Consider the following 1,409-nt stretch of genomic DNA (forward strand, 5'->3'; position numbering starts at 1 on the left):
TGAACTGAACCCAAAAAGTTAGACAAATATTTTTATGCAGCTAAAGAGGATTGTTCTCTGTATTCTACGGGGGTCAATCCTTTTAGTTTCACTTTCATGCGTTTGTGATTGTAATAGTAAATATAGTTTTCTAGTTCTCTCTTAAAATGGTCCATACTCTCAAATTCCTGCAGATACAGTAACTCGGATTTTAATAAGCCAAAGAAATTCTCCATGACTGCATTATCTAAACAATTCCCCTTACGAGACATGCTTTGTGTAATATGGTTTTTCTCTAGTAACTTCTGGTACTTAGACATTCGATAGTGCCATCCTTGGTCTGAATGAAGAATAGGTGTGTCTCCTTCATTTAGACGATTGAAGGCTTTCGCTAACATCTTTGTTACAAGGGGGAATACGGGTCTTTCCTCAATATTATAAGCAATAATCTCTCCATTAAAGAGATCAAGGACCGGTGATAAATAAAGCTTCTTTCCAAATAATTTAAATTCTGTTACATCCGTTACCCACTTCTCATTAGGCTTTGTCGCTTTAAAATCGCGCTCTAAGAGATTAGGGGCTGCTTGGCCTATCTCTCCTCGATATGAACGGTATTTCCTCATTCGCACAAGACATTTTATGCCCATTTCATTCATTAATCGGAGAACGGTTTTATGATTGATTCCAAATCCTTTTTTTCGTAATTCCAAGGTAATACGGCGATAGCCATATCGACCCTGGTGTTCATCAAAGATTTGTTGGATAGCTTCTTTCTCTTCGTTATATTTATCCGGTCGATTCATCTGTTTAATCCAGTGATAATACGTACTTCTTGGGATGCCGGCCATTTTTACTAAGTCGATTACCTTATATTCATGCCTTAATTCATAGATTGCCAGCGATTTTTCCTGTTCTGTTATTTTTTCTTGTTCTGAATTAAGGCCTGTAACTTTTTTAAATAGGCATTCTCCATACGTAGCTGCTCGAGTTCAGCTTGTAAGGCTTCTTTTGATCCCTCTACTAGTTGCTTCTTTTTAGATGGTTTTTTCATGGACGAACGCTCCTTTTTCTTTAATTGAAGAGCGTCTATCCCTCTTGTTTCAAATACATGTTTCCAATTCCTCACAACGCTAGAGGCAGTAACATTAAATACGGCAGTGGCTTCTTCCACGGACGCTCCCGTTTCATTCATATAGTTTAGTACGTCCATTTTAAACTCTAATGGGTATTTTGTATATGACTCCTGAAAAGCATCTAATCCGTGATTCTGATATTTAGCTACCCATCGATGTAACATTGTCTTACTAACATGATACTTTTTAGCAATAACTCTTAAGGATTCTGCCCCCTCGAGATATTCTTTTACAGCTGCTAATTTAGTTTCTAAAGAATATTTCTTAAAATATTTCTTCATAAATAAATGCACCTCC

1 protein-coding gene is annotated in these 1,409 nt (G+C 36.7%); it reads right to left on the reverse strand.

What is annotated here, in order from left to right; genetic code table 11:
* Positions 1-32 precede the first annotated feature (32 nt).
* A protein-coding gene (locus F4V44_RS25080) for an IS3 family transposase (RefSeq protein WP_150442725.1) occupies positions 33-1,393 on the reverse strand; the annotation gives its coding sequence in 2 pieces (ribosomal slippage) (positions 33-937 and positions 937-1,393; 1,362 coding nt in all).
* Positions 1,394-1,409: the final 16 nt, after the last annotated feature.

The sequence above is a fragment of the Niallia endozanthoxylica genome (assembly GCF_008710145.1).
Lineage (GTDB): Bacteria > Bacillota > Bacilli > Bacillales > Cytobacillaceae > Bacillus_BD > Bacillus_BD endozanthoxylica.